Below are 23,914 nucleotides of genomic sequence, written 5' to 3' on the forward strand. Positions count from 1 at the left end.
CACAGGTGGGTCCGGCCGGTGACGGTGCGCTGGATCAGTCCGGCGCGCTCCAGCGTCTTGATGTGCTTGGATGCCGCGGCGAGGCTGATCTGGAACGGTGCGGCCAGCTCGCCGACGTTGCGTGCGCCCTGGCCCAGCAGTGCCAGCATCGCCCGACGGGTCGGATCGGCCAGCGCCTGGAACACGTGATCCAGAAGCGGCTGATCCAGGAACGACGAGTCCTGTCCAGATCGATCCATTGCCGGCAGATCGTGAGGTGGCAGGCCCCGCAACGCCCGCTCGAGGGGCGCGTCGTCGCGGGGCGGTCGCCGATATTCATCCATGAGGTTGAATATCGACCGCTTGCGCAGCCATTGTCAACCTTATCGTTGAATATCATGCCTGCCGCGCCCAGAATGGCGCCCGCCGGGGACGACCAGCGAAACCGTTCAGGAGCGCTCAATCTCAAAATTTGAGACGAATCATGTGCTTGTGGATAAAGCTTGAACAACACTCTGAAGTTCGCTGCAAGTCATTGACGGGATTAGCGAATTTCGAACGACAAAGCTGTTGACAACCCTGTGGGTGGGTCATAAGGTGGCGACCTGTGGGAAAACCTGGCGAATCGTGGTTTTCCCGCTCTGAAGCCCGCCGAAGACGGGCATGACCGGGCAGGAAGTGTGTTCCAGGGCGAGACCGCCATCACCATCGACGACAAGGGACGGCTGGCGATTCCGACCAGCTACCGCGACGTCGTTGCGCGTGAGTGCGGCAACAAGCTCGTGGTGACCTACAACCCGTTCGAGTCCGGCTGCCTGTGGATCTATCCGCACGACGTCTGGGAGCGCGTACGCGACCAGGTCAACGCACTGCCGCGGACACGCAAGACCAATCGCGCGCTGCAGCTGAAGCTGGTGGGCGCCGCGACCGTGGTCGAGCCCGACGGCAGCGGGCGCATCGGCATCCCCACCAGCCAGCGCAATGCCATCGGCATCGAGCGCAAGGCGGTGTTGCTGGGTATGGGCGACAAGTTCGAACTCTGGAGCGAGCAGGCGCATCACGAACAGATCAGGCAGACGCTCGACGACGCCGATCTGGGTGATGACCTGGTCGACCTGCAGCTGTGAACGTCGGTGGCGCGGATACCCGATCCGCCCACCTTCCGGTGACGCAGCTGCCCACGGGGCATCTGGCAGGACGGCATTTGCCAGTGCTGTTCAAGCAGGTCATGGAAGGGCTGCAGGTGCGCGAGGACGGAACCTATCTGGATGGCACGTTCGGCCGTGGCGGGCATGCGCAAGGCGTGCTGCAACGGCTGGGAACAGGAGGTCGGCTGCTGCTGATGGACAAGGATCCCGAAGCGATCGCGGTTGCCGGACAGACATTCGGCGCGGATGCGCGCGTGTCGATCCACCGCGGCAGCTTCACCGACCTCGCGCATTGGGACGCTGTCTCCGGCGGTCTCGATGGCGTGCTGTTCGACCTCGGCGTGTCGTCGCCCCAGCTTGACGTCGCCGAGCGCGGTTTCAGCTTCGGCAAGGACGGTCCGCTGGACATGCGCATGGACCCCGACAGCGGCGAAAGCGCGGCGCAGTGGCTGGCGCGCGCCGACGAGCGCGAGATCGCCGATGTGCTGTGGAACTACGGCGAAGAGCGCATGAGTCGCCGCATCGCACGTGCGATCGTCGCCCGTCGCGGCGAGGCGCCGTTCCTGCGCACCGCCGATCTCGCCGCGCTGATCTCCGCGGTCGTGCCGCGCGGCAAGCCGGGCAAGAAGGAAATGCACCCGGCGACGCGCTCGTTCCAGGCGATCCGCATCCACATCAACCGCGAACTGTCCGATCTCGAGGACGGCCTCGCCGCTGCCTATGCCGCGCTCCGGCCGGGCGGCCGCCTGGCGGTGATCAGCTTCCATTCGCTGGAAGACCGCATCGTCAAGCGCTTCATCGCCGGCCACGCCAAGGCGCCTGCCGGCAACCGCCGGCTGCCCGACGTGCAGACCTTCGTGCCGACCCTGCGCGCGATCGGCGATGCGCAGAAGGCCGAAGACGACGAGCTGGCGGACAACCCGCGCGCGCGCAGCGCGGTGCTGCGGGTGGCGGAGAAGCTGCCTCCTGCAGCGGAGCTCCAGCCATGAGCCTGCGCATCGTGCTCGCCGTGATGGTGGTGCTGAATGTGATCTCGGCGATCGCGGTGGTGCATGCGCGCCACCAGCATCGCCAGCTGTATGTCGCGATCACCCGCCTCGAGCATGCGCGCGACGAGCTCAACATCGATTTCGGCCGCCTGCAGCTGGAGCAGGCCACCTGGGCCGAGAGCAACCGCATCGACCAGGTCGCACGCGAGCGCCTGGGCATGAAGTTCCCGGAAGCCGCCGACATCGTGGTGATCAGGCCATGACCGGGGGCACGCGATGAAATTCTTCAAGGGTCTTGGAAACGCCAAGAAGCCGCGTTCGCGCGCGCAGTTCGACCTGCGCGGCCGGCTGGTGCTGGTTACCAGCGCGCTCGGCCTGTGCGCGGCGATCCTGTTGGTGCGCGCGGTCGACCTGCAGCTGGTCGACAACGCGTTCTACCAGAAGAAGGCCGATGCGCGCTTCCTGCGTGAAGTGCCGATCCCGACCTCGCGCGGCATGATCACCGATCGCAACGGCGAGCCGCTGGCGGTGTCGTCGCCGGTGGAGTCGCTGGCGGCCAATCCGAAGGAGCTGTACGCCAACGCCGATCGCCTGCCCGAACTGGCGCGCGCCACCGGACTGTCGCTGGACTTCCTGACCCGCTATGTGTCCGAGCGCAAGGACAAGGAGTTCATGTACATCCCGCGTCATCGCCGGATCAATCCGAGCGCGGCGCAGAAGGTGGTGGCACTCGACATCCCCGGCGTGTTCTCGCAGCGCGAGTTCCGTCGCTTCTACCCGCAGGGCGAGGCGATCTCGCACGTGCTCGGCTTCACCGACATCAACGACCGCGGCCAGGAAGGCATCGAGCTGGCGTTCGACGAATGGCTGCGCGGCACGCCGGGCGCGCAGAAGGTCATCCGCGACCGCCAGGGCAGGGTGGTCGAGCATGTCGACCTGATCAAGACTGCCGAGCCGGGCAAGGACCTGGTGTTGAGCATCGACCGCCGCATCCAGTTCCTGGCCTATCGCGAACTCAAGCGCACGCTGGTCGAAACCGGTGCCAGCAGCGGCTCGGTGGTGATCCTGGACGTGGCGACCGGCGAAGTGCTGGCGATGGCGAACCTGCCTTCGTACAACAACAACAAGGTCACCGGCCACAACCGCGACGCGCATCGCAACCGCGCGGTCACCGACCTTATCGAGCCCGGTTCGACGATGAAGCCGATCACCGTCGCCGCCGCGCTGGAAGCCGGCGTCGTCCGCCCCGACACCAAGATCGATACCAGCCCGGGCTGGATGCCGAACGGTCGCTACCGCACCAGCGACTTCCGCAACTACGGCGTGCTCGACGTCACCGGCATCATCACCAAGAGCTCCAACGTCGGCGTGTCAAAGATCGTCGCCAAGCTGCCGAACAAGGAGTACTACGACTTCGTTCGCCGCTTCGGCTATGGCGAGAGCACGCGCAGCGGATTCCCCGGCGAGTCTCCGGGCCTGTTCCCGGATCCTTCGCGCTGGAGCGGCACCAGCAAGCAGACGATGTCCTACGGTTACGGCCTGTCGGCCACCCCGCTGCAGATCGCGCAGGCCTACGCCACGCTGGGCAATGGCGGGCTTGCGACCACGCCGAGCTTCATCAAGGGCGGTCCGGACTCCAACGAGGCAGGGCGCACGCGCCAGGTGCTGGATCCGGCGATCGCGCGCGAAGTCGTGCACATGATGCAGACGGTCACCGAGACTGGCGGCACCGCGACCCGCGCAGCGATCCTGGGCTATCACGTCGCCGGCAAGACGGGCACGGCGCGCAAGGCCAGCGGTGGCGGCTACGACCGTCGTTATGTCGCGTTCTTCGCCGGACTGGTGCCGGTCGAGAAGCCGCGCTTCTCGATGGCCGTGGTCATCAACGATCCCGATCCCTCCAAGGGCATCTACGGCGGCGGCGTGGTCTCGGCGCCGGTGTTCCAGCGCGTCATGGAAGGCGCACTGCGCCTGATGGACGTGCCGCCCGACGACATCGAGACCTGGCTCGCGGCGCAGGCCGAAGCCGAAGCCAAGCGTGCGCGTGCGAATCCCGCCGCGGCGCGCGCGGCCGCCAACGCGTCTCCGACGACGACGGCTGCGACGCGTGCCGTCGCGGTGCCTGCGGTGCTGACGCCTGCCGCAAGCACGCCTGCCGTCGGTACGCGTGCCGCTGCGACGCCCCTGGGCACGACGCCATGACCGCCGCCCGAACGATGCCGCTGTCCTCGCTGCTGCCCGATGTCGCTGCGGTGCCCCAGGCGCTGCAGATTTCCGGTCTGGTCCAGGACAGCCGCCAGCTCCGCGCCGGCGACGCCTTCGTTGCGATCGGTGGCTTCGGTACGCATGGCCTGCATTTCGTCGGCCAGGCCCGCCAGGCCGGTGCCAGCGCGATCCTGTTCGAGCCGCCGGCGCCTGCCGACGCGCCGGCGCCGGGCGACGCGATCGCCGTGCCCGGCCTGCGCGCGCGCATGGGCGCCATGGCTGATCAGTTCCATGGCCAACCGTCGGCGAAGATGACCACGGTCGGCGTCACCGGCACAAATGGCAAGACCTCGACGGTGCAGTTGCTGGCCCAGGCCTGGACGCTGCGCGGCCTGCGCGCGGGCACCATCGGCACGCTCGGCAGCGGCCTCTATGGCCAGGCGGTCCCCAACGGATTCACCACGCCGCTGGTGCTGCAGATGCATGCGCTGCTGGCGGAGCTCAATGACGCCGGTGCGACCGCGGTCGCGATGGAAGTCAGCTCGCACGCGCTCGACCAGGGCCGCGTCGACAACGTGCATTTCAAGGTCGGCGTGTTCACCAACCTGACCCGCGACCACCTCGACTACCACGGCGACATGGCCAGCTACGGCGCGGCCAAGGCGCGTCTGTTCGCATGGAGTGGCCTGCAGGCTGCGGTCATCAATCTCGACGACGACTTCGGTCGCGGGCTGCATGCGCGCCTGGGTCCTGGGCCGCAAGGCGAGGGCCTGCGCGTGGTCGGCACCAGTGCGCAGGGACGTGCCGACGCGCATGTGTCCGCGCACGACGTCGTGCTGGACGCGGGCGGCATCGGGTTCGAATTGCGGGTCGATGGTCAGTCACGGCCGGTGCGTTCCTCGCTGCTGGGCCGTTTCAACGTCGACAACCTGCTGGCGGTCGCCGGCGTGCTGCACGCGCTGGACGAAGGCGCGGACGACATCGCCGCGATCCTGTCGCAACTGCAGCCGATCCCTGGCCGCATGAACCGGATCGGCGGCACGGCTGCGCTGCCGCTGGTGGTCGTCGACTACGCGCATACGCCCGACGCGCTCGAGCAGTCGCTGTCGAGCCTGCGCGCCCATCTCAGCGGCCGCCTGCTGTGCGTGTTCGGCTGCGGTGGCGATCGCGATCGCGGCAAGCGTCCGCAAATGGCCGCCATCGCCGAACGCGGCGCCGACGTGGTCATCGTCACCGACGACAATCCGCGGACCGAATCGGGCGACCGGATCGTCACCGACATCATCGCCGGCTTCGCCGACCCTGCCGCAGTCCGCGTGCAGCGCGACCGCGCGCAGGCGATTGCCGATGCGATCGGCCTGGCCAACGTCGGCGACATCGTGCTGGTCGCGGGCAAGGGCCATGAGCCCTACCAGGAGATCGACGGCGTCCGTCACGCGTTCGACGACAGCCAGGTGGCGCGCGCGGCGCTGGGGGTGCAGGCATGAATCCGCTGCCGCTGTCGCGCATCGCGCAATGGACCAATGGCAACCTGTGCCGCTGTGGGCTGGCCGGCGACGTGCTGATCGATGCCGTCGCGACCGATACCCGCACGCTCGATGCCAGCGACGGTCGCGCCGCATTGTTCGTCGCGCTGAAGGGCGAGAACTTCGACGGCAACGACCATGTCGCCGCGGCGGCCGAGCAGGGTGCACGCGCCGCGCTGGTCGCGCGCGAGATCGACATCGACCTGCCGCAGATCGTCGTGGCCGATACCGAGCGCGCGCTGGCCTCGTTCGCGGCCGCGATGCAGCACGGTCGGAGCGGCAAGGTCATCGGCATCACCGGCAGCAACGGCAAGACCACGGTCAAGCAGTTGCTGGAGTCGATCCTGTCGCGGGTCGGTCCGACCTATGTCAACCCGGGCAACCGCAACAACGAGATCGGCCTGCCGCTGGCGGTCATCGACGCGCCGGACGCCGCGCGCTTCGCGGTCTATGAAATGGGCGCCGGCAAGTTCGGCGACATTGCCTACCTGACCGCCGTGGTGCGGCCGGTGGTGTCGCTGGTCAACAACATCGCCGCGGCCCATCTCGAGCGCATGCAGAGCCTGCTCGGCATCGCCGACACCAAGGCCGCGATCTACGACGCGCTGCCGCTCGAGGGCATCGCGGTCATCAACGCCGACGATGCCTTCGCGCCGTACTTCGAGCAGCGCGTGTCCGGCCGTCGGATCATCCGCTACGGCATCGAGGCATCCGCCGACGTGACCGCGCGCGCCATCCGCCAGGACGAGGGCGCGATGCATTTCGTGCTGGTCACGCCGCAGGGTGAGATCGACGTCGCGCTGCCGCTGCAGGGACGCCACAACGTCTGCAATGCGCTTGCCGCCGCGTCGCTGGCCCTGGCCGTCGATGCGCCGCTGGCCGACATCCGCGCAGGCCTGAACGCCAGCGCGCCGGTCAAGGGCCGCCTGGTGCGCCACCGCCTCGGCAACGGCGCCACCCTGATCGACGACAGCTACAACGCCAACCCGGGCTCGCTGGCGGCCGCGATCGACACGCTGGCCGCGGTGTCCGGTCGCAACTGGATCGCCCTGGGCGACATGCGCGAACTCGGTGACGACGCGGTGGCGCTGCACGTCGAGGCCGGACGCCATGCCCGCGCTGCCGGCATCGAGCGCCTGCTGACGCTGGGCCCATTGAGCGCGGCCGCCGCCGATGCCTTCGGCCCGGGCGCGCTGCATTTCGAGACCCATGACGACCTGATCGACTTCCTGCGCGTGGAGCTGCACAGCGGCATCCGCGTGCTGGTGAAGGGATCGCGCGGAAGCGCGATGGACAGGATCGTCAACGCACTGCTTCCTACAGGGGATATTGATGCTGCTTGAACCTGGGCATACCTCGGCGCGAGGGATCGCACATCCTGTGCGACCCGCGCATCGCCATGGTCGGTACATGCCCGCCCAAGGCTCCGTTGCCTCGACCCTGTCGAGGCAACGGGCGGCACATCCGTGTGCCGCATCATGGTTTGGCAATCGCCAGGAGGCCGCGAATGCTGCTTGAGCTCACACGCTGGTTGCAGCAGCTCGAAGGCCTGTTCGGCCTGTTCGGCTACTTGACCTTCCGCGGCATCCTCGCTGCGCTGACCGCGCTGTTCCTGTCGTTGTGGTGGGGGCCGGCGGTGATCCGGCGCCTCGCGCAGTTCAAGGGTGGCCAGCCGATCCGGCAGGATGGGCCGCAGTCGCATTTCTCGAAGGCGGGCACGCCGACGATGGGCGGCGCGCTGATCCTGATCACGGTGATGGCGGCGGTGCTGCTGTGGGGCGATCTGCGCAACAAGTACGTCTGGGTGGTGCTGCTGGTGATGCTGACCTTCGGTGCGATCGGCTGGTACGACGACTGGATCAAGATCGTCAAGCGCGATCCCAACGGCCTGAAGTCGCGCTGGAAGTACCTGCTGCAGTCGATCTTCGGACTGGCCGCCGGCCTGTACCTGTACCTGTACGCCGACGTGCCGGCCGCGACGACCTTCTACCTGCCATTGTTCAAGTCGATCGCGCTGCCGCTGGGCGGCATCGGTTTCGTCGCCATCGCGTACTTCTGGATCGTGGGCTTCTCCAATGCCGTCAACCTGACCGATGGCCTCGACGGCCTGGCGATCATGCCGACGGTGCTGGTCGCTTGCGCGCTGGGCATCTTCGCCTACGCCTCGGGCCACGCGGAGTTCTCGCGTTACCTGCAGATCCCATCGGTGCCCGGTGCCGGTGAGCTGGTGATCATCTGTGCGGCGATCGCCGGCGCCGGGCTCGGCTTCCTGTGGTTCAACACCTACCCGGCGATGGTTTTCATGGGCGACATCGGCGCGCTGGCGCTCGGTGCCGTGCTCGGCACCATCGCGGTGATCGTGCGCCAGGAGCTGGTGCTGGTGATCATGGGCGGCATCTTCGTCATCGAGACGCTGTCGGTGATGATCCAGGTGGCGTCGTTCAAGCTGACCGGCAAGCGCGTATTCCGGATGGCGCCGATCCATCACCACTTCGAACTCAAGGGCTGGCCCGAGCCGCGCGTGATCGTGCGCTTCTGGATCATCTCGGTGATCCTGGTGCTGGTCGGCCTGGCCACGTTGAAGGTGCGCTGATGGTCGCCTCCTCACTCGATCTCGGCACGAACGCGCAAGCGACCCGGCTCGACGCCATCCAGGGTCGCTTCGATCCGTGGCTGATCGTGCTCGCGGTGGCGCTGGCGACGTTCGGCGTGATCATGGTCGCGTCGAGCTCGATCGCGATCGGTGAGGACCTCAAGGTCGGCCCGTTCTACTTCCTGACCCGGCACCTGATGTTCCTGGCGCTGGGCGGTGCGATGTGCGCGGTGGTGATGCGCACCGAGCTCAAGACCATCGAGCGCTACGACCGCCACCTGCTGCTCGCCTGCGTGGTGCTGCTGGTGATGGTGTTCCTGCCGGGCCTGGGGCATACCGTCAACGGCGCCCGGCGCTGGATCAACCTCGGCGTGTCCAACTTCCAGGTCGTCGAGGCCGTCAAGGTCATCTACCTGGTCTGGCTGTCGAGCTACCTGGTGCGTTTCCGCGACGACGTCAGCGCGACCTGGACCGCGATGCTCAAGCCGCTGGGCGTGGCGATCGTGCTGGTCGTGCTGCTGCTGGCGCAGCCGGACTTCGGTTCGGCGACGATGCTGCTGGCCGTCACCGCCGGCATGCTGGTGCTCGGCGGCGGGCACCTGAAGCGGATGATGCTGCCGGTGGTCGTGCTGCTGCCGGCGCTGGTTGCGGTCGCGATCATCGAGCCCTACCGCCTGCGCCGCATCACCTCGTTCTGGAATCCCTGGGAAGACCAGTTGGGCGCCGGCTACCAGCTGACCAATGCGCTGATGGCGATCGGCCGTGGCGAGCTGTTCGGCGTCGGCCTGGGCGCATCGGTGCAGAAGCTGTCCTACCTGCCCGAGGCGCATACCGACTTCATCTTTTCGGTGCTGGCCGAGGAGCTCGGCTTTGTCGGCGTCTGCCTGATCGTCGGGCTGTTCGCGGCGCTGGTCGGCCGCGCGTTCTGGGTCGGCCTGAAGTGCGTCGAGATGCGTCGCCACTTTGCTGGCTACTGTGCCTTCGGCGTCGCGCTGATGATCGGCCTGCAGAGCCTGGTCTCCATCGGGGTCAACCTCGGGTTGCTGCCGACCAAGGGCCTGACGCTGCCGTTGATTTCCTCCGGCGGCTCCAGTGTGATGATGACCTGTGTGGCGGTCGGTCTGCTGCTGCGCGTGTCGTATGAACTCGATCGCGCGCAGCGCCAGGTCGCGCGCCTGCGCGGCGAAGGCGCGCCCGTCAACGGTGGCGCTGCGGGCCCGATGCCGGGTTCGCCGGCGCCTGCCACGACCCAACCCACGCCCGCGATGACCGAGACCGGCTCGCGTGGCACCAGTCGCCTGCGTCAGCGGGTGGAACCCACATTGAGCTCCAGGAGTGGTGCATGATCCGCCGGCTGCACGAAACGCGTGACCTGCGCAAGGAAGACTTCGCGAAGGTGTTCTCGCGCGTCCATTTTGTCGGCATCGGCGGCGCCGGCATGAGCGGCATCGCCGAGGTGCTGTGCACGCTCGGCTATCAGGTGTCGGGTTCGGATACTGCCGACAACGCGGTGACGCGCCGTCTGACCACGCTGGGCGCCACCGTCCATCGCGGCCATGCCGCGGCGAACGTCCTGGGCACCGATTGCATCGTCGTCTCCAGCGCGATCAAGCCCGACAATCCGGAGCTGATGGAAGCGCGCGCGCAGCGCATTCCGATCGTGCCGCGCGCCGAGATGCTGGCCGAGCTGATGCGCTTCCGTCGCGGTGTCGCCGTCGCCGGCACGCACGGCAAGACCACGACCACGTCGCTGACCGCCAGCGTGCTGGCCGAGGGCGGCATCGACCCGACGTTCGTCATCGGTGGACAGTTGCTGGCCGCAGGCGCGAATGCGCGCCTGGGCCTGGGCGACTGGCTGGTGGCCGAGGCCGACGAAAGCGATGGCAGCTTCCTGCGCCTGAACCCGCTGATCGCGGTCGTCACCAACATCGATGCCGACCACCTGGAGAACTACGGCGGCGATTTCGCGCGCGTGCAGGCGGCGTTCTCCGAGTTCCTGCATCGCCTGCCGTTCTATGGGCTGGCCGTGCTGTGCATCGACGATGCCGAGGTCGCCAAGCTCGCCGAAGGCATGCCGCGTCACGTGATGACCTATGGCTTCGCGGCACAGGCCGACGTGCGTGCCGAGGACGTGGTCCAGGCCGGCGCGACGATGCGCTTCACGCTGTGCCTGCCGGAAGGCTCGCGGACCGAGGTCACGCTGGCGCTGCCCGGTCGCCACAACGTGCAGAACGCACTGGCGGCTGCAGCCGTGGCATGGCAGCTCGGCGTGTCGCCGGCATCGATCGCGACCGCACTGGAAAGCTTCCAGGGCATCGGTCGCCGCTTCAACCTGCTTGGCGAACTGACGACCGCGCAGGGTGCGCGCGTGCAACTGGTCGACGATTATGGCCACCATCCGCGCGAGTTGTCGGCGGTGTTCAGCGCCGCACGCGGCGGCTGGCCGGACAAACGCCTCGTGGTCGCGTTCCAGCCACATCGCTACAGCCGTACCCGCGACCAGTTCGACAACTTTGCCGCGGTGCTGTCGGAAGTCGACGCGCTGGTGCTGACCGAAGTCTATCCGGCCGGCGAGGCACCGATTGCCGGTGCCGATGCCAAGGCTCTGGCGCGCGCGATCCGTGCGCGTGGCCGTATCGACCCGGTCGTCGTCAGCCATCCGCAGGAACTGGCCAGCGTGCTGCCCGACGTGCTGCTCGACGGCGACCTGTTGCTGGTGATGGGCGCGGGCGATATCGGCCATGCCGCGCAGCAACTGGCCGAGCACGGCTTCACCGTCGTCGGCAAGGAGGACGCGCGATGAGCACCGCCGTGCCCGCCCCGCGCTTCACCGATCCGGCCGTGTTCGGCCGCGTCGCCGTGCTGCTGGGGGGCGACAGCTCCGAACGCGAGGTGTCGCTGAACTCCGGCGCCAACGTGCTCGAGGCGCTGCGCGCGCGCGGTGTCGACGCGACGCCAGTCGATGGCGTGGCCGCCTTGCTGGAAGGCCTGCAGCAGGGCCGCTTTGATCGCGTTTTCAACATCCTGCACGGCGGTGCCGGCGAGAACGGCGTGCTGCAGGGCATGCTCGAGGCACTCGGCGTTCCGTACACCGGCTCCGGCGTGCTGGGCTCGGCGCTCGCGCTCGACAAGGTGCGCAGCAAGCAGGTCTGGTTGAGCGTCGGCCTGCCGACGCCGCGCTATCTGCGCCTGGCCAAGGGCGCGGATGTGCATGCCGCCGCCGCCGAAATCGGTTTCCCGTTGATCCTGAAGCCCTCGCTCGAAGGTTCCAGCGTCGGCGTCAGCCGCGTGTTCGACGATGCCGGCCTCGATGCCGCGGTCGAACTGGCGGCGCGCTATCCCGGCGAGCTGTTGATGGAACAGTTGATCCAATCCGGACAAGTTCAGCAGGGACAGAACGCCGAAGGCGCCACCATCGGTGGCGAGTACACCATCGCGGTGCTGGGCGGGCGTGCGCTGGCTAGCATCCATATCGTTCCCAAGGGCGAGTACTACGACTACCACGCCAAGTACATCGCCGAGGACACCGTCTACGTGTGCCCCGGCCTGGACGACGCCGGCGAAGCCGAAGCCCGCGACCAGGCCGAGCGTGCCTATGCCGCGCTGGGCCTCGATGGCTGGGCGCGTGTCGACTTCATGCGCGATGCGCAGGGCCGCAACTGGCTGCTCGAAGCGAACACCGCGCCGGGCATGACCAGCCACTCGCTGGTGCCCAAGTCGGCCGCTGCGGTCGGTATCGGCTTTGAGGAACTGTGCTGGCGGATCCTGGAAACTTCGGTCGATGTCGATGCCAAGGAGTCCGCACGGTGAATCCCGCGCTGCGCACCAGCCTTCGGATCGTGACCTGGGTGTTCGCCCTGGCTCTGGTCGCGTTGCCGGTCGTCGCCGTGGTCAACGGCTGGATCGGCAGCGACCGCTGGCCGCTGCGCACGCTGCGCGTCACCGATGGACTGGAGCGCGTGGACACCGACAAGCTGCGCGATACCTTGCTGCCGTATGCCGGCAAGGGCTATTTCGCGGTGCGTCTGGCCGATGCGCAGACCGCCGTGTCGCGCCTGCCGTGGGTGGAACATGTCGAGGTGCGCAAGCATTGGCCCGACGTGCTGGAAGTCCGCGTCATCGAACACCGTCCGTTCGCGCGTTGGGGTGATGGCCGCCTGCTGTCCGAACAGGGCCGCCTGTTCCCGGCCGATGGCGTCGACGTGCCCAAGGACCTGCCGATGCTGGCCGGTCCCGATACGCGCGTTGCCGATGTGGTGGCGCTGTACAACGAATCGCGCGAACTGTTCGCGCCCGGTGGCTTCGGCGTGCAGCGCCTGGCGCTCGACAATCGCGGCAGCTGGCTGCTGCGCCTGTCCAACGGTACTGATGTCGTCATCGGCAACCAGGAAGCGCGGCTGCGCCTGAAGCGCTTCGCGCGGATGCTGCCCAAGCTGCTGGCGCAGAACCTGCTGCCGCTGCAGAAGGCGGATCTTCGCTATACCAACGGGTTCGCGCTGGTCTGGGCGGAACCGGGCATCGCAAACGCCGGTAAGACCGCCGATCCGGCTGTCGATCGCGATTCGCTGGCGCTGGGGGCCAGCCCCCGACGCGGGCCTCATGGCCCCTTTGATGCTCCGGCTTTCAACAGCCGGAAGGCTGGTCTCCACCCCTCCCGATTCCCCATTCCCGGCTCCCACACATGAACCGCAAAGGCGACAAGACCCTCATCGTCGGACTCGACATCGGCACCTCGAAAGTGGTGGCGCTGGTCGGCGAATACTCGCCCGGCAATCCGATCGAGGTCATCGGCATCGGTTCGCATGAGTCGCGCGGGCTCAAACGCGGCGTCGTTGTCGACATCGAGTCGACCGTGCAGTCGATCCAGCGTGCGATCGAGGAAGCCGAGCTGATGGCCGGCTGCGAGATCCGCTCCGTCTACGCGTCGATCTCCGGCAACCATGTGCAATGCCGCAATTCCCCGGGCATCGTGCCGATCCGCGATGGCGAGGTGACCTGGGCCGACCTCGACCGTGTGCTCGAAGCGGCCAAGGCGGTCGCGATCCCGGCCGACCAGAAGATCCTGCATGCGATCCCGCGCGAGTACGTGCTCGACGATTCGCAGGAAGGCATCCGCAACCCGGTCGGCATGATAGGCGTGCGCCTGGAGGTGCATGCGCACCTGGTCGTCTGCGCGCAGGCGGCGGCCGCCAACATCAGCAAGTGCGTGCAGCGTTGCGGCCTTCAGATTGACGACCTGATCCTGTCGCCGATGGCATCGAGCACCGCGGTGCTGACCAGCGACGAGCGCGAGCTCGGCGTGGTCATGGTCGACATCGGCGCGGGCACCACCGATCTTGCGGTGTTCGTGCACGGCGCGATCTGCCACACCGCGTCGCTGCCGATTGCCGGCGACAAGGTCACTGAGGACATCGCGCACATGCTGCGTACGCCGACGCCGGAAGCCGAGCAGATCAAGGTCCGCTACGCCTGCGCGCTGGCGCAGCTGGCGACCAGCGAAGAGTCGATCCAGGTTCCCAGCGTCGGCGATCGTCCGCCGCGTCGGCTGCCACGACAGTCGCTGGCGCAGGCGGTGCAGGCGCGCTACGAGGAAATCTTCGAGATGGTCCAGGCCGAACTGCGTCGCTCGGGTTTCGAGCAGCACGTGCGTGCGGGCATGGTCCTGACCGGTGGCGCGGCAAAGATGGAAGGCGTCGTCGAACTGGCCGAGGAAATGCTGCAGATGCCGGTTCGCGTCGGCATTCCTCAGCACGTGACCGGGCTTGGCGAAGTGGTCGGCAACCCGGTGCACGCCACCGGCGTCGGCCTGCTGCTGATGGGCAGCCAGATCGAACATCCGCGACGCCCGGCGATCTCGGCCGGCCGCGCGGGCAGCTGGTTCAAGAAGGTCAAGACCTGGTTCAACGGCGAGTTCTGAAGAACTGGTAAGACCCGTCGGGAATAGATTCAAGCAACAGCAACAGCAACAGCAACAGAAGTTTCGTGCGGTAGCGGCAAGTGGTGGTGGCGGTAAAGCGTGGCATTGGCGACAGGCAACATCCAACTAGAAAACAACAACTCGCCGGCTTGGGCGGGACGGGACTCGGAGGGCAAGGCCGCTTCGATCCCGGTTCCCACTCCCGATCGCCGGCTCAATAGAGGACTCAGGACATGGCGCACTTCGAACTGGTTGAAAAGATGGCTCCCAACGCGGTGATCAAGGTCATCGGCGTGGGCGGCGGCGGCGGAAACGCGGTTGCACACATGGTCAACAGCAGCGTGGACGGCGTGGAATTCATCACCGCCAACACCGACTCGCAGGCGATCAAGAACTGCGGTGCCAAGCTGCAGCTGCAGCTCGGTGGCAACGTCACCAAGGGCCTGGGCGCAGGTGCCAACCCCGAAGTCGGCCGCCAGGCCGCACTCGAGGATCGCGAAGTCATCATGGACGCGCTGCAGGGCGCCGACATGGTCTTCATCACCGCCGGCATGGGCGGCGGCACCGGCACCGGTGCGGCACCCGTGGTCGCGCAGCTGGCCAAAGAGATGGGCATCCTGACCGTTGCCGTGGTCACCAAGCCGTTCCCGTTCGAAGGTCGCCGCCGCATGCAGGTCGCGCTCAAGGGCATCGAGGACCTGTCGCAGCATTGCGACTCGCTGATCACGATCCCCAACGAGAAGCTGATCACCGTGCTCGGCCGCAACGCGACGATGATCCAGGCCTTCCGCGCCGCCAACGACGTGCTGCTTGGCGCCGTGCAGGGCATCGCCGACCTGATCGTCCGTCCGGGCCTGATCAACGTCGACTTCGCCGACGTCCGCACCGTGATGTCCGAGATGGGCCTGGCGATGATGGGCACCGGCACTGCGCGCGGCGACGACCGTGCCCAGGCCGCGGCCGAGTCGGCGATCCAGAACCCGCTGCTCGACGACGTCAACCTGGCCGGCGCCAACGGCATCCTGGTCAACATCACCGCCGGCTCCGATTTCACGATGTCCGAGTTCGACGAAGTCGGCCGTACGGTCGAGAACTTCGCGAGCGAGGATGCGACGATCGTCATCGGCACCGTGCTCGACCCGGACATGCAGGACGAAGTCCGCGTCACGGTCGTCGCCACTGGCCTCAACCGCGCCGCTGCCCGCCAGTCGGTGCGCGGCAGCGATTTCGGCGGCGGCCACGATGCGATGCGCGCGCGTCCGCAGGTGCAGCTGATCAGCACCCAGGGCAAGCGCGACGGCACCACCGGCATGCTGATCGACGATGTCGCGGACGCCTACAGCCCGGCGCCGAGCATCGCGTCGAGCCTGCGGGGCCGCAGCCACGCCGAACCCGCACCGGCCTCATCGGCGGCGCCGGCCGTTGCCGACTTCGGTGGGGACAGCTACCTGGACATCCCGGCGTTCCTGCGCCGCCAGGCCGACTGACCGGCCCGGGGCCGCAGGCCCCGTCCGGCGACGACCACCTGCTGTCGGGCTGGCGTCGCTGCGCGGGCCTGTCGCCGGCAGCGCTTGCGGGCATCCGTGCCTGCAGCGTTGCCAAACGAGATTGAAACACCCGCAGTACCGCTCCATGTCCTCTTTCGCCACCGGGCCTGCGCCGGCCCGGTGGTGTTTTCAGGGCGAAAGTCAGCGTGAACGTCGGCCCGCTCCAGGCCTGGCGTCGCTGCGCCGACTTTGTTCAGATTCAGCCGGGCGCATGATAATGTGCGCCACGACAACGGGAACGATTCCCAACCGGCCAGGCCCTCATCGTGTCCTGGGCCGAGACCTGCAGAACCACCTCCCACGGGGCCGCGCCGTCCCGGAGATCCAGCGAACCGCCGATGCCGCAGCAACGCACCATCAAGAATGTGATCCGAGCCACCGGCGTGGGTCTGCATAGTGGCGAGAAGGTCTTCCTGACCCTGCGTCCGGCCGCACCCGATACCGGCATCATGTTCCGTCGCGTCGATCTGGATCCGGTCGTCGAGATCCCCGCATCCGGCGAGCTGGTCACCGAGACCACGCTGTGCACGGGCCTGAGCCGCGAAGGCGCCAAGGTCCAGACCGTCGAACACCTGATGTCGGCGCTGGCCGGGCTGGGCGTCGACAACCTGTACGTCGAGCTGTCCGCGCCCGAAGTGCCGATCATGGATGGCTCCTCGGGTCCGTTCGTGTTCCTGCTGCAATCGGCCGGCATCGTCGAACAGGCCGTGCCCAAGCGCTTCATCCGCATCAAGCACACCGTCGAAGTACGCGAAGGCGACAAGATCGCGCGCTTCGAGCCCTACGACGGTTTCAAGCTCGCTTTCACGATCGATTTCAACCACCCGTCGATCCCGGCCTCGCAGTCGCGCGCCGAAGTGGAGTTCTCGACCGAGAACTACATCCGCGAAGTCAGCCGGGCCCGCACGTTCGGCTTCATGCGCGACCTGGAATACATGCGCGAACGCAACCTGGGCCTGGGCGGTTCGATGGACAACGCGATCGTGCTCGACGAGTTCCGGGTGCTCAACGACGACGGCCTGCGCTATGCCGACGAGTTCGTCCGCCACAAGATCCTCGACGCGGTCGGCGACCTGTACCTGGCAGGGCGGCCGATCCTCGGCGCGTTCCATGGCTACAAGTCCGGCCATGCCTTGAACAACAAGCTGGTGCGCGCCTTGCTGGCCGAGCATTCGGCATGGGACGAAGTCAGTTTTGCCGATGCGGCGAACGCCCCGGTGATCTACGGCGAGCCAGTACCGGCCTGACGCGGGCTGGCGCCAGCCCGGCGCACACCGTCGCGCCACGTCGTGACGCGAACAACAGCGACATCCGCTGCAGATCCAGGCCAATGCCATCACGCGCATCCGGCATCTGTCGATGCGATCGCGCGTCATCTCGAGCCATCCGCGCCGGGCCGCCATCCAGGCGTCCGAGCAGCGTTCCTGCGGGCCCCGTGACGGACCCTTGGCAGGGGGCCATCTGCCCACAAGAGTCTAAAAATGTGATTTTAATCACATTTTTGACGCTGAATGCGGCCCGATTCAGGCTCCGCCTAGCACTTCGTTAACCCCCGGCGGGTGCGGGGCCGTTAGGATGGCCCGTTCGCGGTCCCGGGGAGTCCCGGTCCGCGGGGTCGGATCACCGGCAGGGCAAGGCCCTGCCAGACCATGATGCTTCAGGTGTCGCGCCCATCGGTTTCCTTGGGGCGCAGCAGTTCGAGGGCGTCGCGCAGGGCTTGTCCTGCGACCGCCGACAGGCCCGCCGCATTGCGGTCGGGCTTCGCAGCCGCCATGGCCCGTGTCGAAGGGTCCCACGGCTGGGTCGCCACCCGGATGGCGACGGTGGAGACATCCAGCCCGATGGAACGGGCTGCGTCGATGAGGTCATGGGCGGCCAGGCGCAACCTGGCGTGCCAGATGGGCGAATCAACGAGGTAGATCAGCTTGCCGCCATCGACATTCGCCAGCCGTGCATGCGCGGCCAGCGCAGGCGGCAGGAGGGGATGAAGACGGCGATCCAGTGTGTCGAGCCATAGCGCCCGACGGATGGGATTTCCCGAACCATCGCTGGACAGGAGCGTGTCGAGGGCAGCAGTGGGCACCGATTGACCGGTGCCGGAGGAAGGCCGCTTGGAACGCCGCTTGGACGGAATATCAGACATTCGGACCATATGACTTTGAACAATGTGATCGAACAGGCCCACCAGCAGCTGATGAAGCTGGGCCAGCACGCCAGGGCGCAGATCGTCGCCCGGCCCATGCCAGCTGCCATCGTACTGCTTGCCGGTGGCCTGATGGCCGGTGCGGCGCTCAATGCAGGCACTGTCCTGAACCTGCATTCGCAGGTGTCGGCGCAGGATGCCAAGATCGAGGATACGCGGCGTGAAGCCCAGCGCGAGGTCAATGCACTCGCGGCCCGCCTGGGCGAGCTGCAGGCGCAGGCCAATCGCCTGAATGCCCTCGGTGACCGCCTGACCCGGATCGCAAAACTCGGCGACGGCGAGTTCGACTTCGAGGCGCCGGTCGGCGTGGGCGGCGCCGAAAGCGCGCAGGACATGCCGGCACGCGAGCTGCTCGACGGCCTGGATGGCGTCGATGGTCAGTTCAAGCGCTCCGGTGGCCAGCTGTCGGTACTCGAATCGCTGCTGTTCGACCAGAAGCTGGAACGCGATGCGATGCCGTCGCGCGCGCCGGTCGTCAGCAGCTACATCACGTCGGGGTATGGCTATCGCGCCGATCCGTTCGGCGGCGGCGGCCAGTTCCACAAGGGCATCGATTTCGACGCCAACACCGGTGACCCGGTCATGGCGGTCGGCGACGGCGTGGTCAGTTTCTCCGGCGTGCGTTCGGGCTATGGCAACGTGGTCGAGGTCGACCATGGCAATGGCTTCGTGACCCGTTACGCGCACAATTCGCGCAATTCGGTCCAGGTCGGCGACCTGGTCCGCGCGGGGCAGCAGGTCGCCAAGGCCGGATCGACCGGCCGTTCGACCGGCGCCCATGTCCATCTGGAAGTCTGGGAGAACGGGCAGGTGCGCAACCCCCGCCAGTTCCTCGGCGAGAACGGCATCAAGCGCCTGTAAGCAGCGGCGCCGGGTCAACACCCGGTTTTCCGGCCCGGCTTTGACAGTTTCAGGCGGCATCCGGCCGGTGGCTTGTAAACGCCTCCGGCCATCCCCAGCTACAATACGCGTTGCCAAAAGGGCGCCCAGCGCCCTTTTTTCGTTGCCGGCGGGCCGCTGTGAATGCGGCCGGACCGGCGTTCCTGTCTTCCGCCTTCCGGTAATCCCATGCTCAATCGCCTGCTCACCAGCGTCTTCGGTAGCCGCAACGACCGCCTCGTCAAGCAACTCGGCAAGGTCGTCACCAAGATCAACGCACTGGAAGCGCAGATGCAGGCGCTGTCGGATGCCGAGCTGCAGGCCAAGACGCCCGAGTTCAAGGAACGCATCGCCAACGGCGAGGCGCTCGACAAGGTGCTGCCCGAGGCGTTCGCGGTCTGTCGCGAAGCCAGCCATCGCGTGCTGGGCCTGCGTCCCTACGACGTCCAGCTGGTCGGCGGCATGGTGCTGCACATGGGCAAGATCGCCGAAATGCGCACCGGTGAAGGCAAGACCCTGGTCGCGACGCTGCCGTGTTACCTCAACGCGCTCGAGGGCAAGGGCGTGCACGTGGTCACCGTCAACGACTACCTGGCGCGCCGCGATGCCGCGCAGATGGGCAAGCTCTACAACTGGCTGGGCCTCAGCGTTGGCGTGGTCTATCCGGGCATGCCGCATGGCGACAAGCACGAGGCCTACGCCGCCGACATCACCTACGGCACCAACAACGAATTCGGCTTCGATTACCTGCGCGACAACATGGCGATGGCCAAGGCCGATCGCTACCAGCGCAAGCTGCATTACGCGATCGTCGACGAAGTCGACTCGATCCTGATCGACGAAGCGCGCACGCCGCTGATCATTTCCGGCCCGGCCGACGATTCCCCGGAGCTGTACATCAAGGTCAACCGCATCGTGCCGACGCTGCAGCGCCAGGCCAGCGAAGACGGCGAAGGCGATTTCTGGGTCGATGAGAAGGGCAAGCAGGTCCATCTGTCCGAGGCCGGGCAGGAACATGCCGAAGAGCTGCTGCGCCAGGCCGGCATCCTCGGCGAGGACGACGGCCTGTACGCGCCGCAGAACATCCACGTCGTGCACCACCTCAACGCGGCGATGCGCGCGCACGCGCTGTACCAGCGCGACGACCACTACATCGTCCGCGATGGCGAGGTCATCATCGTCGACGAGTTCACCGGTCGTACGCTCAGCGGTCGCCGCTGGTCCGATGGCCTGCACCAGGCGGTCGAGGCGAAGGAAGGCGTGCCGGTCCAGCGCGAGAACCAGACGCTTGCCAGCATCACGTTCCAGAACCTGTTCCGCATGTACAACAAGCTGTCCGGCATGACCGGTACGGCCGATACCGAAGCCTTCGAGTTCCAGAGCATCTACGGCTTGGAAGTGGTGGTGATCCCGACCCATCGCCCGATGATCCGCAAGGACCATCCGGATGCGGTGTTCCTCAACCGCGCCGGCAAGTACCGTGCGGTCGCGACCGAGATCCGCGACTGCTATGACCGTGGCCAGCCGGTGTTGGTCGGCACGACCTCGATCGAAGTCTCCGAGCTGCTGTCGCAGCAACTGCGCGATGCCGGCATCCCGCACGAAGTCCTCAACGCCAAGCAGCACGAGCGCGAGGCGCAGATCGTCGCCCACGCCGGCCGTCCGAAGGCGGTGACGATCGCGACCAACATGGCCGGCCGCGGCACCGACATCGTGCTCGGCGGTTCGCTGGAAGCCGAGCTCGCCGAGCTGGGCGAAGACGCAGACGCCGCGCGCAAGGCGACGATCAAATCCGACTGGCAGCAGCGCCACGACCTGGTCAAGGACGCCGGCGGCCTGCATATCGTCGGCACCGAACGCCATGAATCGCGCCGCATCGACAACCAGTTGCGTGGCCGTTCCGGCCGCCAGGGCGATCCGGGTTCGTCGCGCTTCTACCTGTCGCTGGAAGACAATCTGATGCGCATCTTCGCTGCCGACTGGGTGCAGCGCGTGATGGCGCGGATGGGCCTGAAGGAAGACGATATCATCGAAAGCCCGCTGGTGTCCAAGCAGATCGCCAACGCGCAGCGCAAGGTCGAGGCGCACAACTTCGACATCCGCAAGAACCTGCTGGACTTCGACGACGTCAACAACGACCAGCGCAAGGTCATCTATTCGCAGCGCGACGAACTGCTGGAAGCCGACAGCATCCAGGCCAACGTCGACGGCATCCGTGCCGACGTCGTCGCCGAGATCGTGCAGCGCTACGTGCCGCCGGCATCGATCGACGACCAGTGGGACCTGCCGGGCCTTGAATCGAACCTGGAACAGGAGTTCGGCGTCCGCCTGCCGCTGGTGCAGACCGCGCAGCAGGAAAAGGAACTCGATGCCGAGACCATCGCCGAGCGCGTGCAGGAGGCCGTCGACAAGGCCTTCGCCGACAAGGAGGCCACGGTCGGCGGCGACACGATGCGCATGCTCGAGAAGCACATCATGCTCAACGTGCTGGACCAGAACTGGAAGGAGCACCTGGGCCGCATGGATTACCTGCGCCAGGGCATCCACCTGCGCGGTTATGCGCAGAAGCAGCCCAAGCAGGAATACAAGAAGGAAGCCTTCGAGCTCTTCAGCGACATGCTGTCGAAGGTCAAGCAGGAAGTGGTGACGATGCTGGCGCGCGTGCGCATCCGCAGCCAGGAAGAGATCGACGCGATGGAAGCGCAGGAGCGCGCGCAGGCCGAGGCCAAGCTGCGTCAGGCGCAGTTCCAGCATGCCGATTCCGGCGGCTATGGCGCCGACGAGGAAGCCGCGCAGCCCGACTACCAGCACGACGGCCCAACGCCGCAGGTGCCGATCGTCCGCGACGGTGCCAAGGTCGGTCGCAACGATCCCTGCCCCTGTGGCAGCGGCAAGAAGTACAAGCAGTGCCACGGGCAGTTGACCTGAGTCCAGCGTCATAGGCGACGGGCGCGTCCGGCTGGGCGCGCCATCGCATCGTGACGGGAGATTCCACGGAACACTCGTCGCCACAGGGCCCGCCGCAGGCGTTGTAGCGCCTGCCACTCCTGGTGCCATGTCCCCGCCTGCACGCAGCGGCGTGCGCCTGCGGCATACTGCGTTGGCACCCGTCGACGTGTTGGCCCACCGCTTGAATCCGTCCTTCCCCGTGGACGCCCCCGGCGCTCCCGAAACACCCCTCCGGCAGATCCATGTGGTTGCCGGCGTCATCATCGACAAGCGCGGGCGCGTGCTGCTGGCGCGACGTACTGAAGGGCGCGACCTGGCCGGCCTTTGGGAATTCCCCGGCGGCAAGGTCGAGCCCGGCGAATCGCCCGAAGCGGCGCTGGCGCGTGAGCTGCACGAGGAACTGGGCATCGAGGCCGATGTCGGCGACGCGGTGATCTGCGTGCCGCAGGCCTATCCCGGCAAACGGCTGCAGCTGGATGTCCGCCGGATCGCCTCCTGGACCGGTACGCCCAAGGGCAGGGAAGGGCAGGCGCTGACCTGGGTCCAGCCGCACAAGCTGGCCCGCTACGACATGCCGCCGGCCGATCGACCGGTGGTCGCCGCGTTGACGCAGCCCGCGCGTTACCTGGTGACTCCCGAGCCCGGCGAGGACGACGGAGCCTGGCTGGCGGCGCTGGAGACAGCCGTCGAGCAGCAACGCATCCGACGGCTGCAGTTCCGCGCGCCGGCCCTGGACATCGAGCACCGGTGCCGCCTGCTGCGCGGCCTGACGGCGCGTAGCGCGTTGCGTGGCGTGGACATCCTGGTCAATGGCGACGTCACGCTGGCGCGCGAGTTCGGGCTGGGCCTGCACCTGCAGTCCCGGCAACTGCGCGAGTTCAGCGCGAGCGAGCTGGCCCTTGAAGGCGAGGTCTCGCTGGCGGCCTCCTGCCACAATGACGATGACCTGCGGCTTGCCCGCGCGCTGGGCTGCCACTTCGTGGTACTGGGCGCGGTGCAGCGCACCGCCACCCATCCAGGCGCCGCCGGCATCGGCTGGCAGGGATTTTCGCGCCTGCGCGAGCAGGTCGACCTGCCGATCTACGCGATCGGCGGCATGACGATGGCCGACCTGCCGGAAGCACGCAGGCATGGCGCCCAAGGCATTGCCGCGATCCGCAGCCTGTGGCGACCCGACTGAGTCAGCTCGCCTCGGGTGATCCGACAGGGCGACGGATCAGGCGGGGCGCTGGATCCGACAGAGCGATGGAAACGAGCGGCACGATGTGCCGCCCCGCTGTCGTGCTTCCCCGCTCAGGCCGAGGCGGCGAGGATCCTGTAGCGCGCGTCGAGCGCGGCGATCGGTGCGTCGAGCGCGGAGATCGGACCATCGTTGACGAGGATGTCGTCGGCGACCGCCAGCCGTTCGGCGCGTGAGGCCTGGGCGGCGATCATGCTCAGGGCCAGGGCCTCGTCGATGCCGTCGCGGGGCAGCAGGCGCTGCAACTGGACTTCATTGGGCACGTCCACGACCAGGATCCGGTGCAGCCAGGGATAGGCGGTCTTGCCGCCCTCGGCCAGCAACGGGATCGCGGCGATCGCGTACGGTCCCGGCGCGGCACGGCAGGCGCCCTGCATCGCGACCCGCACGCGCGGATGGATGATCGCTTCCAGGCGCAGCTTGGCATCGTCGTCGCCGAAGATGCGGCGACGCATCGCGGCGCGGTCGAGGCGGCCCTCGGCGTCGAGCACGCCGGTACCGAAGGTGGCGACCACTTCCGCCAGTCCGCCACTGCCGACGGCCACGGCCTCGCGCGCGGCGATATCAGCATCGATGATCGCGACGCCGAGCGCGGCGAAACGGTCGGCGACCACGCTCTTGCCCGACGCCACGCCGCCGGTCAGTCCGATCAGGTAGTCGCTCATGGGCAGGCTCTTGCAGGCGCGCCCATGGGCGCGATAACGCGTTGCCTGTTCGCGCCTGTCTGCGCGCCTGCAAC

The 23,914-nt window shown here is 67.4% G+C and carries 20 protein-coding genes; 17 read left to right on the plus strand and 3 right to left on the minus strand.

The genetic code is table 11. The annotated features are described in order from the left end of the window. A partial coding sequence (locus ACYX7E_RS18410) for an ArsR/SmtB family transcription factor (RefSeq protein ID WP_462082070.1) occupies positions 1-239 on the minus strand: 239 nt, incomplete at its 3' end. A 420-nt stretch (positions 240-659) separates the two neighbouring features. Here ACYX7E_RS18410 and mraZ point away from each other — a divergent pair. From mraZ to lpxC, 14 genes are all read left to right on the plus strand, one after another. Next, the gene (mraZ, locus tag ACYX7E_RS18415) at positions 660-1,106 is read left to right on the plus strand and encodes a division/cell wall cluster transcriptional repressor MraZ (protein WP_462082071.1); all 447 of its coding nucleotides are present in this window, start codon (positions 660-662) and stop codon (positions 1,104-1,106) included. Then, a complete protein-coding gene (rsmH, locus tag ACYX7E_RS18420; RefSeq protein ID WP_462082072.1) occupies positions 1,103-2,116 on the plus strand; it encodes a 16S rRNA (cytosine(1402)-N(4))-methyltransferase RsmH in 1,014 nt (337 codons plus the stop codon). The genes mraZ and rsmH overlap by 4 nt, the downstream gene beginning before the upstream one ends. Beyond that, a complete protein-coding gene (ftsL, locus tag ACYX7E_RS18425) occupies positions 2,113-2,379 on the plus strand; it encodes a cell division protein FtsL (RefSeq protein WP_462082073.1) in 267 nt (88 codons plus the stop codon). The genes rsmH and ftsL overlap by 4 nt, the downstream gene beginning before the upstream one ends. A 13-nt stretch (positions 2,380-2,392) precedes the next feature. Continuing rightward, the gene (locus ACYX7E_RS18430) at positions 2,393-4,318 is read left to right on the plus strand and encodes a peptidoglycan D,D-transpeptidase FtsI family protein (protein ID WP_462082074.1); all 1,926 of its coding nucleotides are present in this window, start codon (positions 2,393-2,395) and stop codon (positions 4,316-4,318) included. Next, complete coding sequence (locus ACYX7E_RS18435) at positions 4,315-5,808, plus strand: UDP-N-acetylmuramoyl-L-alanyl-D-glutamate--2,6-diaminopimelate ligase (RefSeq protein ID WP_462082075.1); 1,494 nt, start codon at positions 4,315-4,317, stop codon at positions 5,806-5,808. Before ACYX7E_RS18430 ends, ACYX7E_RS18435 begins: the two co-directional genes overlap by 4 nt. After that, positions 5,805-7,190: a UDP-N-acetylmuramoyl-tripeptide--D-alanyl-D-alanine ligase gene (locus tag ACYX7E_RS18440; protein ID WP_462082076.1), complete on the plus strand. Its 1,386-nt coding sequence runs from the start codon at positions 5,805-5,807 to the stop codon at positions 7,188-7,190. The genes ACYX7E_RS18435 and ACYX7E_RS18440 overlap by 4 nt, the downstream gene beginning before the upstream one ends. Positions 7,191-7,354: 164 nt before the next feature. Next, positions 7,355-8,440, plus strand: a complete 1,086-nt coding sequence (mraY, locus tag ACYX7E_RS18445) for a phospho-N-acetylmuramoyl-pentapeptide-transferase (RefSeq protein ID WP_462082077.1) — start codon at positions 7,355-7,357, stop codon at positions 8,438-8,440. Beyond that, entirely contained in the window at positions 8,440-9,786 is a 1,347-nt protein-coding gene (ftsW, locus tag ACYX7E_RS18450; protein WP_462082078.1) for a putative lipid II flippase FtsW, read from the plus strand. Before mraY ends, ftsW begins: the two co-directional genes overlap by 1 nt. Continuing rightward, positions 9,783-11,243 carry a UDP-N-acetylmuramate--L-alanine ligase gene (gene murC / locus ACYX7E_RS18455; protein WP_462082079.1) on the plus strand — a complete coding sequence of 487 codons (1,461 nt, stop codon included), beginning with the start codon at positions 9,783-9,785 and terminating at the stop codon, positions 11,241-11,243. Before ftsW ends, murC begins: the two co-directional genes overlap by 4 nt. After that, positions 11,240-12,250: a D-alanine--D-alanine ligase gene (locus ACYX7E_RS18460; protein WP_462082080.1), complete on the plus strand. Its 1,011-nt coding sequence runs from the start codon at positions 11,240-11,242 to the stop codon at positions 12,248-12,250. Before murC ends, ACYX7E_RS18460 begins: the two co-directional genes overlap by 4 nt. A gap of 8 nt (positions 12,251-12,258) precedes the next feature. After that, positions 12,259-13,125, plus strand: a complete 867-nt coding sequence (locus ACYX7E_RS18465; protein ID WP_462082105.1) for a cell division protein FtsQ/DivIB — start codon at positions 12,259-12,261, stop codon at positions 13,123-13,125. Continuing rightward, the gene (gene ftsA, locus ACYX7E_RS18470) at positions 13,122-14,357 is read left to right on the plus strand and encodes a cell division protein FtsA (RefSeq protein WP_462082081.1); all 1,236 of its coding nucleotides are present in this window, start codon (positions 13,122-13,124) and stop codon (positions 14,355-14,357) included. Before ACYX7E_RS18465 ends, ftsA begins: the two co-directional genes overlap by 4 nt. A gap of 233 nt (positions 14,358-14,590) precedes the next feature. Continuing rightward, entirely contained in the window at positions 14,591-15,844 is a 1,254-nt protein-coding gene (gene ftsZ, locus ACYX7E_RS18475; protein ID WP_462082082.1) for a cell division protein FtsZ, read from the plus strand. Positions 15,845-16,242: 398 nt separating this feature from the next. After that, positions 16,243-17,151, plus strand: coding sequence for a UDP-3-O-acyl-N-acetylglucosamine deacetylase (gene lpxC / locus ACYX7E_RS18480; protein ID WP_462082083.1), 909 nt, complete (start codon positions 16,243-16,245; stop codon positions 17,149-17,151). 410 nt (positions 17,152-17,561) lie between these two features. On the opposite strand, the gene ACYX7E_RS18485 is transcribed toward lpxC, so the two are convergent. Continuing rightward, positions 17,562-18,224: a DciA family protein gene (locus tag ACYX7E_RS18485; protein WP_462082084.1), complete on the minus strand. Its 663-nt coding sequence runs from the start codon at positions 18,222-18,224 to the stop codon at positions 17,562-17,564. Here ACYX7E_RS18485 and ACYX7E_RS18490 point away from each other — a divergent pair. The 3 genes from ACYX7E_RS18490 to ACYX7E_RS18500 all read left to right on the plus strand — a co-directional run bounded on the left by ACYX7E_RS18490 (position 18,144) and on the right by ACYX7E_RS18500 (position 23,115). Then, entirely contained in the window at positions 18,144-18,968 is an 825-nt protein-coding gene (locus tag ACYX7E_RS18490; protein ID WP_462082085.1) for a M23 family metallopeptidase, read from the plus strand. The genes ACYX7E_RS18485 and ACYX7E_RS18490 overlap by 81 nt on opposite strands. 207 nt (positions 18,969-19,175) lie before the next feature. After that, entirely contained in the window at positions 19,176-21,914 is a 2,739-nt protein-coding gene (gene secA, locus ACYX7E_RS18495) for a preprotein translocase subunit SecA (protein WP_462082086.1), read from the plus strand. A 127-nt stretch (positions 21,915-22,041) separates the two neighbouring features. After that, positions 22,042-23,115, plus strand: a complete 1,074-nt coding sequence (locus ACYX7E_RS18500; protein ID WP_462082087.1) for a Nudix family hydrolase — start codon at positions 22,042-22,044, stop codon at positions 23,113-23,115. 113 nt (positions 23,116-23,228) lie between these two features. Here the strand turns inward: ACYX7E_RS18500 and coaE are convergent, their stop codons facing one another. Continuing rightward, positions 23,229-23,840, minus strand: a complete 612-nt coding sequence (coaE, locus tag ACYX7E_RS18505; RefSeq protein ID WP_462082088.1) for a dephospho-CoA kinase — start codon at positions 23,838-23,840, stop codon at positions 23,229-23,231. Positions 23,841-23,914: the final 74 nt, after the last annotated feature.

Source organism: Luteimonas sp. RIT-PG2_3, assembly GCF_054902115.1.

Bases quoted from the DNA above. Each gene is read 5' to 3' on its own strand.
- ftsL (WP_462082073.1), top strand. From the start codon at position 2,113: ATGAGCCTGCGCATCGTGCTCGCCGTGATGGTGGTGCTGAATGTGATC.
- ACYX7E_RS18430 (WP_462082074.1), top strand. From the start codon at position 2,393: ATGAAATTCTTCAAGGGTCTTGGAAACGCCAAGAAGCCGCGTTCGCGC.
- ACYX7E_RS18435 (WP_462082075.1), top strand. From the start codon at position 4,315: ATGACCGCCGCCCGAACGATGCCGCTGTCCTCGCTGCTGCCCGATGTC.
- ACYX7E_RS18440 (WP_462082076.1), top strand. From the start codon at position 5,805: ATGAATCCGCTGCCGCTGTCGCGCATCGCGCAATGGACCAATGGCAAC.
- mraY (WP_462082077.1), top strand. From the start codon at position 7,355: ATGCTGCTTGAGCTCACACGCTGGTTGCAGCAGCTCGAAGGCCTGTTC.
- ftsW (WP_462082078.1), top strand. From the start codon at position 8,440: ATGGTCGCCTCCTCACTCGATCTCGGCACGAACGCGCAAGCGACCCGG.
- murC (WP_462082079.1), top strand. From the start codon at position 9,783: ATGATCCGCCGGCTGCACGAAACGCGTGACCTGCGCAAGGAAGACTTC.
- ACYX7E_RS18460 (WP_462082080.1), top strand. From the start codon at position 11,240: ATGAGCACCGCCGTGCCCGCCCCGCGCTTCACCGATCCGGCCGTGTTC.
- ftsA (WP_462082081.1), top strand. From the start codon at position 13,122: ATGAACCGCAAAGGCGACAAGACCCTCATCGTCGGACTCGACATCGGC.
- ftsZ (WP_462082082.1), top strand. From the start codon at position 14,591: ATGGCGCACTTCGAACTGGTTGAAAAGATGGCTCCCAACGCGGTGATC.
- lpxC (WP_462082083.1), top strand. From the start codon at position 16,243: ATGCCGCAGCAACGCACCATCAAGAATGTGATCCGAGCCACCGGCGTG.
- ACYX7E_RS18490 (WP_462082085.1), top strand. From the start codon at position 18,144: ATGCCAGCTGCCATCGTACTGCTTGCCGGTGGCCTGATGGCCGGTGCG.
- ACYX7E_RS18485 (WP_462082084.1), bottom strand. From the start codon at position 18,224: ATGCAGGTTCAGGACAGTGCCTGCATTGAGCGCCGCACCGGCCATCAG.
- secA (WP_462082086.1), top strand. From the start codon at position 19,176: ATGCTCAATCGCCTGCTCACCAGCGTCTTCGGTAGCCGCAACGACCGC.
- ACYX7E_RS18500 (WP_462082087.1), top strand. From the start codon at position 22,042: ATGTCCCCGCCTGCACGCAGCGGCGTGCGCCTGCGGCATACTGCGTTG.
- coaE (WP_462082088.1), bottom strand. From the start codon at position 23,840: ATGAGCGACTACCTGATCGGACTGACCGGCGGCGTGGCGTCGGGCAAG.